We start from the raw sequence: 13,341 nt of genomic DNA on the forward strand, positions 1-13,341 counted from the left end.
CGATGCCCGGACGGGCCGTGTCACTGACGCTCATGGCCGTCACCCGTTGTTGCGGTCGGGGACTTCGTCGCGATGCCGGAGGTATCGCCCGCTGCCAGCGTCTTGTCGGTCAACGCGACCTCCACGAGCTTCGTCAGATCACTCAGGGAACTGGCCCCGTACAGCTCGGACTCGTCCAGGGAGATCGCGAACTTCTTCTCGACGGCGTCGAGTATCTGGAACAGGGTCAGCGAGTCCAAGCCGGACAGGTCGGACAGGCCGGCATCCTGGTCGACTGTCTCGACGGGGTGGTTCAGCAGGTCCGCGATGACGACGCGGACCTGGTGTTCCACCGTGGCGTGCGGATCACGCATGGCGCTTCCTTCCGTGGTCGGATCGTTCGAGAGCCCGGCGGTGCTCAGGGCACCGACGGCACGCTGGCGCGCACCTTGGCCCGTTGCACCTTGCCGCTGCTCGTGCGGGGCAGGCTCTGCGGCGGTATCAGCTGGACGGCGACGTCGAGCAGACCGAGGCCGGCGGAGATCTCGGATCGGATGCGGTTGGTCAGGCTCCGTCGTTCGTCGCTCGACTCGATCCCGGTCTCCACCACCATGACCAGCCGTTCTCCGCGCTCGTCGTCCTGACCGACGGCTGCGCACCGCCGGCGGTAGACGCCCGGCAGGTCTCGGACGATCGCCTCCGCGTCCTCGGCGTAGTAGTTGTGGCCGCGGATCACCACGATGTTCTTGGTCCGGCCGGCGACGTAGAGCTCACCGCCGTGCACGAACCCCTCATCCCCCGTCCGCAGCCAGCCGTCGTACGTGAAGAGGTCCCCAGCCGGTTCCCGAAAGTAGCCGGCGGTGACCGGCGTGCCGGCTATCTCGATCTCACCGAGGCGGTCCTCGGCGCCGTCCGCACCGGCAATGCGGATCCGGACACCCCTGACGGCCTGACCTACTGCGACGAGCGGGCGGGCGCCGGGCGCACCCGGTTCAGCGGGCACAACCAGGCCGCTCTCGTGGGTCCGGGTCCGGTCCAGCCAGAGGACCGACGGGCGGGTGCCGCGCCGCGCGAACGTGACGGCGAGCGTCGCCTCGGCCATCCCGTAGACGGGCACCATGATGTCGGGACGCAGGCCCCGGTCGGCGAAGGCTCCCCGGAACCGGTCGACGGTGGTGGCCTGGACCGGCTCCGCGCCGTTCAGGCCCAGGCGCCACGTGGACAGATCGAGGTCCTTCGGGATGCGGTCGGCGTCGTCCATCAGCTGGTCGTAGAAGAAGTTTGGCGCGGTGGTGACCGTGCAGCCGTGGTCGACGAATTGCTCCAGCCACGCTGCCGGACGCCGGACGAACGTGGACGGGCGCCAGAGGACCACGCGCATGCCCTGGACGAGGGCGGCGAGGGTCGAGAACAGCCCCATGTCGTGGAACAGGGGGATCCAGAGTCCCGCCACGTCCGTCCGGGTCAGCGCGCACCCGTCGACGATCGCGTCGAGTCCTGCTACGACGTTGCGGTGGCTCAGCATTACGCCCCTGGGCCGGAGGGTGCTGCCGGACGTGTACTGGATCACCGCGAGCGAGTCGGTGCTCACCGGCTCGGCCAGCTCCGATCCCGTGGTCGGCAGCGCGTCGCCGTCGATCAGCCGGACGGCTGGTAGCTCGGCCGTGCGGGCGCGAAGCACCCGCAGGCAGGCCGAGCTGACCACGAGGTGTCGCATCGCGGAGTCGGTAAGCACCCGTCGCAGGTGGTCGACGTAGCCGTGCACCCCACCCATCGCCGAGGGAATGGCAAGCGGAACGGCCACCGCGCCGGCGTGCAGGATCCCGAGCAGGGCGCGCAGGAACACCAGGCCGTTCTCCGCGACCAGTCCCACCGGATCGCCCCGACGGACGCCATCAGCGCGCAACTGTGCGGCCGCCGTCCGGCTGATCCGCAGGAGATCCGCGAGCGGAACCCGTTCGCCGGTCTCGGCCACGAGCAGTTCGCCAGTCCCGGTGGCGGCGATCCGCTCCAGCAGCCCGGTCACCGTCTCGTCGCGATGTTCTGTCTCCGGCAGCACGTGAAACCCCCTGTGTCCTCAGCGAATGAGCGAGGCGATCCGTTCGCGGTCGTTCGTCCAGTCGGTGCGGCTGACCGCGACGAGGCAGGCGGTCTTGTGTGGCAGTTCGACCACGGCGATCTGCCGCATCCCCAGCATCTTGTGCAGGTTCACCATCGACCGGTTGCGGATGTCGGGGTCTCCGATGTAGTGCCTGGCCTCCGGCCAGGTTTCGAAGGCCCAGTCCACCGCGTCCACAATGACCTCTAGGACGATGCGCCGGTCCACCCGCGCCGTCGGGTCGACCAGCAGGTGCGACCCGCGGGCCTCGTCCTCGATCAGTGGAACGTCGGCGAGCAGGCTGTCCCGCTTGGCGTAGGTCTCGGCATAGGCGACCGGCCGTCCGTCCAGCTCACCGACGACCGGCTCGACCCCGAGCCGGTCCGCCGGCAGCGCCAGGTAGTCGCGTACCGTCTCCGGGCCGTGCGGCGGCGGTCCGACCTTCGCCACCCGAGGAGCGGTACCCCAGTACGCCAGGCCCGGGGTAGTCCACCATCCCCAGATCGTTTCGGCGTCGCCCGCCTCGGCGGGCCGCCAGACAAACGTGTTTCCGCGCCGCAGGCGCACCACCCGTCGGATCCGCATCCGCTGTGCCACGTCACCTACTCCCCCCGGTCATCTGCGTCATCTCGGCGCCCGCCGCCCGGTTGGCCGGCCGGCCCCGGGCTCGGGCGAGGCTCAGGCGGACCGCACGGGCGACCCGGAAGGCGTTGTCCCGGTTGGTCTCGAACGAGTTCGTGTAGAAATGCGTCCCGAACGTCAGCGGGCCGACAAGGTAGAGATTCGGGCGCGTGCTGCCGTCCGCGCTGAGGACCTGGCAGGTGTCGAACGCCACCCGCACGCCGCCACGCGGGTCGATCGTGAGCAGACCGCGCACGATCGCGCCGCGGAGCAGCGCGTCACGCTGACAGGCGATGGCCAGATGCCCGCCGGTCGCGTCGACGAGAAAATCGTACGCGTGGCCGGGCGGGCCCGAACGGGTGCTGATCCGCCAGCGGCGGGCAGTGCCGGAATCCTCCGGAGTGACGGACGTCAGCCCGGTGCGCACAGTCAGTTGTCCGCTCAGCACGGCAGGCAGCAGCGCCCGTGCGTTGACCAGTGGCATGCTGTGCCGATACTCGTTCCAGCGAGCGCGGCACCTGGTGAGGAATAGCATCTGGTCGCACTCGTCGATGGCGTGCCAGATGGCGGGGGTATGTGGCGACAAGGAGTCCAGCGCGTGGTACCAGGTGGTTGGGGACTCCACCGCCGCGGCGACCGCCGCCGCGAAGACCTGATTCTCGTCCTGTCGTCGGCGGTGCCGCCGACCGGCGCGGGAGAACCACTCCCGGGCATCCGGCATCCCGGGTGTGTAGGGCTCGCGCGCGCGGGCGTCGAGACTCTCCGCCACCGCCCGCGCCACCGTGCTCAGCCGGATCCGCCGGCGTCCCGCCTGGGTCACCCCGTGCAACCAGCCGGGATCGAGCAGCGCCGGCTGCTGCTCGGCGGTCGCGCTCTGGACCTTCGGAAATCCCCGTGTACGCGAGTAGCAGGAGATCCGCCCCTGATGGCCCTGCGCGAGCAGTTGGACGCAGACGTCGACGGCGCTCAGGCTGCTGCCGACAATGCCGACATCTGCAGTGGGCGGAATCTGCCCGAGCTGGTGTGTGTCGGCGAGGGAGGCGACAAAGTTCTGCCGGTCCGCCCAGTGGGCGAGGGCGCCGTTGCGGGACTCCCCAGTCGCCAGGACCACGACGTCGAACATCCGCGTCGCACCGTCCGCACCAGAAATCCGGAACGATTCGCCGCTGCGATCGAGGTCCACCGCCGTAGTCCGCCAGTGCTCGACGGCTACGCCTGCCCGCTCGGCCGACGCGACCGCCCCGGCGAGGACCTGCCTCAGGTAGCGCCCGAAGAGCCGACGCGGCGGATACTCCAGGTCGTCGCGGTCTACGGCACCGCGATGGACGCGCAACCAGTCGCTAAAACCGTTGGGAGACCGGGGGTCGACGTGCAGGCGGCCGGCCCGCATGTTCAGGCGGTGCGCTGCCTGGAAGGCGTAGCCCGATCCCGGCTCCTCCGCAGGGTCGACCGCCGTCAGCCGTACCGGGGCCGCGGACGGATCGGCCTGAAGCTCGTCGATGAGCTTCCACACAAAGCACGTGCCGGTAGGGCCTAGGCCGATCACGGCCACCGATACTTCCCCGCTATTTTTACCCACCCGCATTTCTCCCCGTGTTGATCCTGAAGACGTCTCCGATCGACGGCGCCGCCGGTCCGCATGGTCGTGGACCGCCATCGCACGGTCGCCGACAAATCTTGCGGTGGCGGTGTCTCAGGACGGAGTTGCGGACCGGCCTGCGCTCGCCCTCTTCAGGCCCGGGTCAGATTTCACAATGACGGACGCAGTCATCAACCGAGACACCCCCGTGTCTGTTTGGCTCTGGTGTTTGCCGGTCCCGCGCGGAGGATGATCCCGACGAATCGCCGGAATCAGATCTGGCCCCCGATATTGCAATCACCCACGTCAGAGTCGATCTCACAAGTCGCATCGACTCACGTCACAGTAGGTGCCGTGCGGTGGCGGGTCAACCCCTCGTCCGGACCCGGATCGTCAGCGCGCCATCGCCTGCTTCGCGTCAGGGCCGCCGGCGGTGGCTACCGGGGCCGGGGCCGGGGCCGGCCGAGCACGGCACCTCTTGTAGATCGTGACGCCTGGACAACTCCAGGATCCACAGGTGCCGTGCTCGCCCTGCATCCGGGCACCCAATCGGGTCAGCCCAAAGTGGACCTTTGCGGATTACTCCGGGGCCCTGACGGTCTGCCCCCCGTGATTGCGGGCGGACATCCCACGCCGTGGGGTAATCGATGCGACCGCGGCCACTCCAAGAACCAGGGCCGGAATCACGAAATAGACTCCGTCGCCGAGGCCAAGGATCAGGCCCCATGCCAGCAGCACCAACGCCCCCAGCGCCGTCGTGATTCCGACCGCGCGGCCCGTCAGGTCTGCGACGAGGGGCAACACGGCCACGGCCATCGGCACACCCAGCAGGTAAGCGGCGGAGGCACCGCTGTCCGACGTGGTGGCGGGCACCAGGGCGATGGCAATCCCCAGCGTCGCCCCGAACGCGAGCAGTCGTAATGCTCTGCCAAGGGCTTGCGGCGTAGTGCGCCGGCGCCCCAGGTAAATGAACGCCGCCACGGCGACGAACAGCGCCAGAACTCCGCCGACAATGGTTGCAACGGTCATTACGACTCCCTTTTAACCATGTCGGCGATCCGAGTCTCGTTCACGTCGACCGGCCACTGCTTCCGTAACGAGTCGGTGAGCCGGCGCAGGTGCTCCTCTTGGCGATGGGCGGCCAGCGCCGATTTTACCTGGTAGGTCACCTCGGCGTCCCACGTGACCCGCTCGAACGAGATGCGCTCGACCCGGACCAGCCACCACCGGTTATTCGCCGGATCGGGTGCCAAGCCGACGCCGCCAGCAGTGCCCACGGCGAAGGCCGCGCGCGCAATCATCGGATCGGCGCCTTCAGCTTTGTGATCAATTGTGGCCGTGCCGTTGTGAGCCGCGTCAGCCTCGCGCACCAATCGCAAGAATGTCGTCTGGTCGGTACCCGTAACGCTTTCGAGAAGCTTCCTGGCCTGGGGGCCGTTGGTGAACTCTGCCCAGGCCACATCGGCCTGCTCCACCTTTCCGAACAACGCACGGTTCTGCTCGTACCAGGCGCGCGCCTCCCCGTCGGTGATGTCATCAGCCGTGAGGCCGTGACCGTCGCGTTGCTCTCGCCTGATGAGTTCGGCGATCTGCTGGGCCCTGGTTGGCGCGTCGATTCCTCGGCGAGCGGCCTCGCGGACAAGCAGCTCGTCGCGGATGGCCCGTTCCAGCGCCTCTGTCCACGGGCCGGCGTATCGGCCCGGGATCAAGACCGCCGGCAACGGGCGGTCAACCATCAGCGCGCGCACCTGCTCGATCGTGATTGGTTCCCCGGACACTGTGGCCAGGACGTTCGGCTGTGGCTGTTGGTCCACGGAGCGACCCGTGGACCAACAGCCAGCCGCCATCCACACAACCAGGGCCAGCCATGCGGTGAGGGCAAGTGATTTCTTCATAACGAGAGTGCTCTAACCACACTGGTTGGTGGACCACAGGAAATCGTCGTCGGCTTCCCAATACTCGTCGCCGCACTCGCTGTCCCAGGGGTCCGTCGATCCACCGTGAGCCCGGCCGCAACGGTCGTGATCGGCACAGTCATAGGTGTATCCGGTGATTATGAAACATCCGCCGCCGCACTTACCCATGCAGTCGTATGAAGCCGGGCCGACGTAGATGGTTTCGCCCAGGAAGCAGTGGCTGTCCGCATCGTGAACCACCCAGGCGTTCTCGTTGCATCCGGTGTACAAGATGCCGTCTTCGTTGCTCTCTTGACATGCCGCGAGCGCCGCGCCTCGTTCGGCACTGTCAAGACTGGCGTTGGCGGTGCTTGCTTCGATACAGCTCTCTACCGCCGGTGTACCCTCAGGAAGCTTCCGCTTACCGTAACGTTCCACCGGGCGGGGCACATCCTGGGTGCCGATCTTGACCCCAACGGGCGCCTCGGCGAGCAGCAGGGCGAAGCGGAGGATCGAGTCGCGGTGCAGTGGAATAGCCGCCTTGCTGTTGTCCTCGCTCACCCAGGTGGAACTCAAATCCTCGGCAAAGGCGACAATTGCGTCGTGGTCATCCGGTTGCAGTGCCGCCCCTCCGCCGGACCATTGAGCGACCCCCTTCGAGAGGTCCTTCTTGGCCACGAACTTCTTGCCGCCGACAGTGAGGGTCACGTCCGCGCGCAGCGCGCTCGTGGCCGTTGCCGCAAACTCGATCTCCGTGGCTGAACGGGCGAACGTGCCTGAGTCCTGGTTGGCCCCTGACGCAGTGATTCGGAGTTGGTCGGTGCCCCAGGGCTGCACCTCGGCCGCGACAACGGCATTTGGCACAGCCGCCGTGGACACGAGGAGGGCGGCTCCAATAACTCCGATCTGGGCGATGAATCGAGACCTGCGTTTCACGATGTAACCCCCGATGCTCCATCGATGTGCGCGAAAGCGGCGATGTCGCCACGTGCAGCGACACTATCGTCAGTTGGCCACTCAAAGCAATAGACAAGCGTCGCTGAGTGTCTTCCGCAATCGATCACCGCCGAGGCCCCGCGCGCCATGCCAAAACTCGTTCGACGGGCTTGACCTGCGATTTCCACCATCACCCCCAGGTTGCCCGGCGGCACTTATTGATCAACCCACCAGGTCGTCGTCGGCGCCGTACGATGTTGTTCATCGGGACGACGGCACCAGGCCACCTAATCCCCGATGAGGAGATGGAAATGGGCCGCATGCCCGTTTAGGCCCGCCTCGCGCGGGCCCTCGCCGGTCTATGCTCCGACGCGGCCTTTCGGGCGATTCTCGGGCAGTGATCCACAAGCGCAATCCTGCGGGCGTACACCGACGCCATGCGACACGGATTCCACCCGTAGCGGCGCTACAGCGGTAACCCGAACCCAGCCGTACGCACCGAACGGAGGCGTGCGAACAGATTTCGAAGCCCGAATCAAGTTGACCGCCAGGGGACCTGTCCAAGTAGGTGCCGAGATCAGTGCCGTTAGGCTTCGACGATCATTACGAGGGCCGTACGCCGAAAAGAGGGACGGAGCGCGGATTTCGAACCGACGTTTCCCGGGCGGTCAGGTGAGGAGATGCCCTGTGGTGACGTCGACGTGGTCGGGAATCGGGTCGTGGCGGTCGCCGACGGTCGAGGTGCCGGCCGGTTCGAACATGAGAATCGACGCTCCGGCCGGCGCGAACGGCCGGTGCTCGACGCCGGCGGGGACGACGAACACCGCTCCGGGGGCCAGCACGACCACGCGCTCCCCTCGGCCGTCACCGCCGGGGTCGGCCGCGCGGTCTCGCAAAGCGATGTGCAGTTCGCCGTCGATGACAAGGAAGAACTCGTCGGTGTGGGCGTGGGCGTGCCAGACGTGCTCGCCAGCCACCTTGGCGATGCGCACGTCGTAGTCGTTGACACGGGCGATGATCCGCGGGCTCCACAGAGTGTCGAAGCTGGCCAGCGCGGCCGAGAGATCGATCGGTTCGTGGGTCATTGGATAATCCTGGCCGATGGCGAGCAGCCCGGGAAGTGCTAGGAATCGCACCGGTCGCAAGGATCCTCGCAACGGCCGGCGGGCTGGCGCCACCGGTGCGGACCCGACGCCTGCGCCACCTGACCCGGCACGACTCATCCTCAACTGCCGCGATGGCTGTTCGGTTCCGGTCAGGTGGCTTCGGGGTCGAGCCCGTTGACTGTTCGTCCGCCATCGACGGCGAGGACGACGCCGTTGACGAATCCGGCGGCAGGGGACAGCAAGAAGGCGACAACGTCCGCCACCTCGCTCGGGGCGCCGACTCTGCCCAGCGGATGCAGCGCGGCCATCTGCGCGTCCACTTCGGGGTGCTGGGCACGGTACCGCTCGAACCGGTCGGTGGCGATGGAGCCCAACGCGACGGCGTTGGTGCGGATACCGGCCGGCCCGTGGTCGACGGCCGCGGCGCGCGTCAAACCCTCGACCGCCGCCTTCGCGGTCGCGTAGGGCAGTGCTCCGCGGACGGGACGCTGGGCCTGGTGGGATGAGACATTGACGATCGCGCCGGCGCGCTTGTTGGCCAGAAAGTGGTTGACCGCGGTGTGGCAGCCGGTGATGACCGGGGCCAGGTTCGCGGTGATGAGGTCCAGGATTTGGGCGGCCGAGGTGTCACCGAGACCGGCGTCGCGGAAGATCGCAGCGTTGTTGACCCAGCCGAGCAGCGGGCCCGTGGCCTCGGCGGTCGCGGCCGCTCGCTGGGCCGCCTCAGAATCGCGGGCGTCGCCGGTGACCAGCGTGACACGTTCGTGCCGCCAGCCGAGTTGACCGGTGACGTCCAGCACGACGACCTGACCGTCGCAAGCCAGGCGCTCGGCGACGGCCCGGCCGACGCCTTGAGCGCCCCCGGTGACCACGAACGACCGTCGGGTCGGCATGACGCCGGACCTCCCTTCGCACGCTCGAGCTCCGCCCGATGTCTCCACCTTGACGCGATACCACCCGCCCCGCACCGGTCACAACGCTCCGGGACCGATTTTCGGTCTTCTACACGCCGCAGCGCCGTGGATGCCGAGATCGCGGAGTTCCTCCACACCTTGCGTCACGTCTCCACCGACCAAGGCCACGGGACCGCCGCCGAGCGGGCACGCTAGACGTGGCGCGACCAGCGGTGCCTGACGTTTGCGGTGCTGGACGCGCCTGGCGCTTGCGACGGCAGTGGCACATGATCGAGTAGGCAGAGACCGTAACCGCGAAATCGGGCGGAGGTGGTTGCTGGCGTACCCGGGGGCCGGACTGATGACGCCGGTGGTGCGGGGCGCTATGCTCTCCGGCGATGACGACTCCATCTCGTAGCAGATTGGGGGTCCAGTCCACGAACGGTGAGTGCTGATGCGCTCCCTAGCGATGGACCGGGATTCTCGCCTCTTCCTCTGGCAGCGCGTGCGCGAGTACGCCGTGCCGCCTTCCATGATCGAGTCTGTGACCGCCCGTCGGCGTGTCGGGGACTGGGCGGGTGCGTGTAGCGCCGCACGCGTCGATGTTGATTTCAACCTGAGGTCCGCGGCTCGGCTGTACGGCCGGGAGGTCGCCGCGCGGATCCGGTCCGATCTGCGTCACCTGGCACCGGACCTGCTGCGCTGGCACATGCCGAGGATCGCGCCGGACGGATTGCTGCGCCCGGGGTTGACGGTCTCGCTGGCCCGGTACGACCTGGCTGGGCCGAACGGGCCGATGCATCTCGTGGTCCGCACTCCCCCGGCCTGGGCCGATGCCGGCCAGCGGATGAGCCTCGCACTGTGGACGCGGTCCGGCCAGGGACCGAGCGCCCACCCACATCCCCATCCCGACCGGCGGTTTCGCCTCGACTTCCACCGCCATCTGTGGGACGCGCGAAGGGCGGGCGAGCTACGGGTCCGCGCGGGCCTGTCCCCGCACGAACGGGGCTGGGCCATCGACAGGTGGGCGGACGAGGCCGCGATCCTGCTGGACGCAGAAGGGATGGCCGCTGGCACGGTCGCCGTACGGCTCGGCGGCGGCAAGCGCCTGCTCCTGGGACAAAGCACCGGTACGGGCCGACGGGCGGGTGAGCCCCTCGTGCTACCCGACGCGGCGACCTGGACGCTGCCCGATCAGGAACTGCTCGACGCCGGACTGGTCGAGGCCGACCGGCTGCACCCGCTGGTCGCGGCGGCGCTGGGGCCGGGCCCCCCGCGGGCCGTCGCGCCGCCGCGCCCGGACCCGCATTCGCGTCTGGTGGAGTGCCGGGGCGTCCGGCATCGGATCGGCGTGGTCGGCGGGGTGCTCACACCGCTCGACCACGACGCTGCGGAGATCCGCCGGGAGGAGCTGCTCGCCGCGCTGACCGGCACCCCGCTGCCCTGCCTGCGCGTGATCGACGAGGCGCACCGCCACCCGGAGTGCCTTCCCGACGTCCGCGCCCGCCTCGACCACGGTGACGTCGCCGGCGCGCTGGCCACCGTCGAGGCGCTGCTTGGCCCCGACGCGCTGCTACGCGCCGGGGCGCTCCGAGAAGAGCTCGAGACCGCCGCGCTACGGCGCATCACGTACGGGCTCTTCCGCTGCGGGCTCGCCGGAGTCGTGCCGTTCGGCCCACGGCACCGCCAGTCCGCCGACCGCCGCGTCCACCGACGCCACACGACCTCCCGCTGACCACCCGGGCTCCGGCCCGCCCGCACACCCTCAGGTGATGACACATGCCCGATGCCCTGAAACCACAGCTCGACATCGCCGCGGAACTGCTCGCGCTGCTGACCGACACCACCACCGAACCCCGCCCCGACCCGCAGCTGTCCGCCCTGATGCTCGCCGTCACCGCCGACCTGCCCGTACTACTGTGGGGCGAGCCGGGGATCGGCAAGACGGCCGCGCTGTCCCAGCTCGCCGCCGACCTCGAGCTGCCGCTGACCACGGTGATCGCCAGCGTGCACGAGCCATCCGACTTCTCCGGCCTGCCGATCGTGGGCGACGACCCCGCCGAGCAAGGCGTCCCCATGGCCCCGCCGGACTGGGCGGTACGCCTGGTACGGACCGGCCGGGGGTTGCTGTTCCTGGACGAGCTGTCCACCGCGCCGCCTGCCGTCCAGGCGGCGCTGCTGCGCCTCGTCCTGGAACGACGGGTCGGCACCCTACGGCTACCGCCCGCGGTGCGGATCGTCGCAGCCGCCAACCCGCGCTCCTCGGCCGCCGACGGCTGGGAGCTGAGCCCACCACTGGCCAATCGCTTCGTCCACCTCCAATGGACGTACGAACACGACGTCGTGGTACGAGGGCTCGGCGGAACCTGGCCCCGGACGGCACTGCCGCGGCTGGATCGCACGCGCCTCCCGGACGCGGTCAGCCTCGCCCGCCGCGCGGTGTGCGCGTTCCTGTCGGCTCGCCCCGGACTCGTCCACCGGATGCCCACCGACGAGGCGCGTCGCGGCGGCCCGTGGCCCTCACCGCGCAGCTGGGACATGGCGCTGCGTCTGATCGCCTTTGCCACGGCGGCCGGTACGTCCCGCGACGTACTGTCCATGCTGGTCAGAGGCACGGTCGGCGACGGCCCGGGGCTGGAGTTGCTGGCCAGCCTTGACCGGCTCGACCTGCCAGATCCTGAGGAGCTGCTCGCCGACCCGACCGGGGCCGCGTTGCCCGAGCGGGGCGACCTGCGCCAGGCCGTACTCGATGCCGTGGTCGCGGCCGTGCGCAAGCGGCCGGAGAAGGCCCGCTGGGACGCGGCGTGGGCGCTGCTGGACCGGGCGTCGCAGACCGGCCCTCCGGACCTGGTTGTCGTACCTGCGACCACGCTCGCCACACTGCGCCGTGACGACTGGACCGTACCGGCGGCCATCGACCGGCTCGCCGGGGTGGTGAACCTGTCCCACCGGGCAGACGAGGCGGCCGCCCGGGTCGGGGCCGCCGCGGGTGCCGGCCGATGAGCACGAAGACGCTGGACCTCGACAAGCTCTACACCGCCCGGCTCCTGGCCGTCCGGGCCCGGCCGTACCTGGCCACGGCGCTGTTCGCCCTGCATGTGGTGGAGTCGCGGCGGGTGCCGACGATGGCGGTCGACCCGTACTGGCGGTGCTACGTCTCGCCGGCGTTCGTCGACCACACCCCGGTGGAGCAACTCGCCGGCGTGTGGGTACACGAGGTGTCCCACCTGCTGCGCGACCATCACGGGCGCGGCGACCGGTACGCCGAGCGGCAGGGGCTCACCGGGCCGGGCGAACGACTCCGAATGAACATCGCCGCCGACTGCGAGATCAACGACGACGCGTACGGCGACGGGCTGGTCCGCCCGGACGGGGCGGTCGACCCGGCCGCACTCGGCCTGCCCCCCGGCGAGTTGATGGAGGACTACCTGCGCCAATTCCGGCTCGGGCCACGCACCCAGAGCATGGTCTGGATCGATTGCGGCAGCGGTGCCGACGGCCTGGAACGGGAGTGGGATCTCGGACCGGCCGGCGGCCGCGGCCTCAGCCCACAAGCGCGCGACGCGGTACGGTTCCGCGTGGCCGAGGGAATCAGCGGCCACCCCGGAAACACGCCACACGGCTGGCAGCGGTGGGCCGAGCAGGTGTTCCACCCCCCGCAGCCATGGAAGAAGCTGCTCGGCGCGGCGGTCCGCTCAGCCGCGTCCGGCCCCGGCGTGGGCGACGACTACACCTACAACCGGCCGTCCCGCCGCTGTGCGAGCGTGCCCGGCGCCATCCTGCCCAGCCTGCGCCGCCGGCCACCCCGGGTCTGCGTGGTCATCGACACCTCCGGATCGGTCAGCGACTCCGAGCTCGGCAGCGCCCTCCTCGAAGTCGCCGCGATCGCCCGCGCCCTGTCCGGCCGCCGCGACCTGATCACTGTCCTGCCCTGCGACGCGGACGCACCGCTCGTCCACCAACTCAGCCGTCCCCACCAGATCCCACTGGTCGGCGGGGGTGGCACCGATCTACGCACCGGCTTCGACCGGGCCCTGCGGACCCGGCCGGACGTGATCGTCGTGCTGACCGACGGCCAGACACCCTGGCCAGCGCGGCAGCCGCCGTGCCGCACCGTGATCGGGCTGTTCCCCCGCGGGAAGCCGGACAGTGAAGACAATCCCGGCTACACGTCGCAGCGGCCGCCGGCCTGGGCCCGGGTGGTCGACATCGGCTCGGCGGCGCGATAGGCCCG

General features: G+C 69.5%; 12 protein-coding genes. 3 read left to right on the forward strand and 9 right to left on the reverse strand.

Translation table 11 applies throughout. The annotated features are described in order from the left end of the window. Positions 1–20 precede the first annotated feature (20 nt). From BLW47_RS18015 to BLW47_RS18055, 9 genes are all read right to left on the reverse strand, one after another. The gene (locus BLW47_RS18015) at positions 21–353 is read right to left on the reverse strand and encodes an acyl carrier protein (RefSeq protein WP_091558922.1); all 333 of its coding nucleotides are present in this window, start codon (positions 351–353) and stop codon (positions 21–23) included. A gap of 44 nt (positions 354–397) precedes the next feature. Next, on the reverse strand, positions 398–2,038 hold the full coding sequence (locus BLW47_RS18020) for an AMP-binding protein (RefSeq protein ID WP_245736728.1): 1,641 nt from the start codon (positions 2,036–2,038) through the stop codon (positions 398–400). Between the two features lie 18 nt (positions 2,039–2,056). Further along, complete coding sequence (locus BLW47_RS18025; protein ID WP_245736729.1) at positions 2,057–2,674, reverse strand: GNAT family N-acetyltransferase; 618 nt, start codon at positions 2,672–2,674, stop codon at positions 2,057–2,059. Between the two features lies 1 nt (position 2,675). Then, a complete protein-coding gene (locus BLW47_RS18030; RefSeq protein WP_245736730.1) occupies positions 2,676–4,211 on the reverse strand; it encodes an FAD/NAD(P)-binding protein in 1,536 nt (511 codons plus the stop codon). A 645-nt stretch (positions 4,212–4,856) separates the two neighbouring features. Further along, on the reverse strand, positions 4,857–5,306 hold the full coding sequence (locus tag BLW47_RS18035; protein ID WP_091558925.1) for a hypothetical protein: 450 nt from the start codon (positions 5,304–5,306) through the stop codon (positions 4,857–4,859). Then, complete coding sequence (locus tag BLW47_RS18040) at positions 5,306–6,025, reverse strand: peptidyl-prolyl cis-trans isomerase (RefSeq protein ID WP_175543693.1); 720 nt, start codon at positions 6,023–6,025, stop codon at positions 5,306–5,308. Before BLW47_RS18040 ends, BLW47_RS18035 begins: the two co-directional genes overlap by 1 nt. 159 nt (positions 6,026–6,184) lie before the next feature. After that, positions 6,185–7,108, reverse strand: a complete 924-nt coding sequence (locus tag BLW47_RS18045; RefSeq protein ID WP_091558932.1) for a hypothetical protein — start codon at positions 7,106–7,108, stop codon at positions 6,185–6,187. 668 nt (positions 7,109–7,776) lie between these two features. Then, positions 7,777–8,193 (reverse strand): cupin domain-containing protein, encoded by a 417-nt coding sequence (locus BLW47_RS18050; RefSeq protein WP_091558935.1) that lies wholly within the window; start codon positions 8,191–8,193, stop codon positions 7,777–7,779. A 170-nt stretch (positions 8,194–8,363) separates the two neighbouring features. Next, complete coding sequence (locus BLW47_RS18055) at positions 8,364–9,086, reverse strand: SDR family NAD(P)-dependent oxidoreductase (RefSeq protein WP_245736731.1); 723 nt, start codon at positions 9,084–9,086, stop codon at positions 8,364–8,366. 475 nt (positions 9,087–9,561) lie between these two features. Between BLW47_RS18055 and BLW47_RS18060 the strand changes: the two genes are divergently transcribed. The 3 genes from BLW47_RS18060 to BLW47_RS18070 are packed head-to-tail and all read left to right on the forward strand — an operon-like array spanning position 9,562 to position 13,336. Next, positions 9,562–10,842 (forward strand): hypothetical protein, encoded by a 1,281-nt coding sequence (locus BLW47_RS18060; RefSeq protein ID WP_091559346.1) that lies wholly within the window; start codon positions 9,562–9,564, stop codon positions 10,840–10,842. Positions 10,843–10,886: 44 nt separating this feature from the next. Continuing rightward, positions 10,887–12,110 carry an AAA family ATPase gene (locus BLW47_RS18065; protein ID WP_091558940.1) on the forward strand — a complete coding sequence of 408 codons (1,224 nt, stop codon included), beginning with the start codon at positions 10,887–10,889 and terminating at the stop codon, positions 12,108–12,110. Further along, positions 12,107–13,336, forward strand: coding sequence for a vWA domain-containing protein (locus BLW47_RS18070; protein ID WP_091558943.1), 1,230 nt, complete (start codon positions 12,107–12,109; stop codon positions 13,334–13,336). Before BLW47_RS18065 ends, BLW47_RS18070 begins: the two co-directional genes overlap by 4 nt. The last annotated feature ends 5 nt before the right edge of the window (positions 13,337–13,341 follow it).

Origin of the sequence: Micromonospora pattaloongensis, from assembly GCF_900107255.1 — a bacterium.
In the GTDB taxonomy this organism is placed as follows: domain Bacteria; phylum Actinomycetota; class Actinomycetes; order Mycobacteriales; family Micromonosporaceae; genus Micromonospora_I; species Micromonospora_I pattaloongensis.